The organism is Rothia sp. HMSC072B04, assembly GCF_001813725.1.
Taxonomy (GTDB): domain Bacteria; phylum Actinomycetota; class Actinomycetes; order Actinomycetales; family Micrococcaceae; genus Rothia; species Rothia mucilaginosa.
In genome coordinates this window covers 1-463 of record NZ_KV813782.1, presented here as the reverse complement: position 1 = coordinate 463, position 463 = coordinate 1, and the positions used below count along the sequence as shown (strand labels likewise).

The 463-nt window shown below is 54.9% G+C and carries 1 protein-coding gene; it reads right to left on the bottom strand.

Translation table 11 applies throughout. The features are described 5' to 3' along the window. The coding region (locus HMPREF2928_RS00070; RefSeq protein WP_246823473.1) for an ATP-binding cassette domain-containing protein at window positions 1-413 on the bottom strand (413 nt) is incomplete at its 3' end. Between the last annotated feature and the right edge of the window lie 50 nt (window positions 414-463).

Here is a 463-nt window from a genome sequence, read left to right as displayed (position 1 = left end):
TCCCGGTAGGTTCCTTGTTCCACCACACACCCACCATCCAACACCACCACAGAATCAACACCACGCAACGTCCACGCACGATGAGACACCAACACCACCAAACGCCCAACAGCAGCCACCTTCAACCGAGCAAAAATCTCCTCCTCAGTCTCAGCATCCACAGCACTGGTCGGCTCATCCAACACCCACACCGGCGCATCCCGAAGAACCACACGCGCCAACGCCAAACGCTGCCACTGACCACCCGAAAGACCAACACCACCAAACGACTCACCCAACTGAGCATCCAAACCACCCTCAAGACCACGCACAAAATCATCAGCACAAGCCACCGACAAAGCCGACCACAAATCAGCATCACCAAGACGCTCAACAGCCTCCTGCGGCAAACCCAGAAGAAGATTTTCACGCACAGTCAGTTCATAACGGCCGTAGTCTTGACTCACCAAACCAACATTTGCCA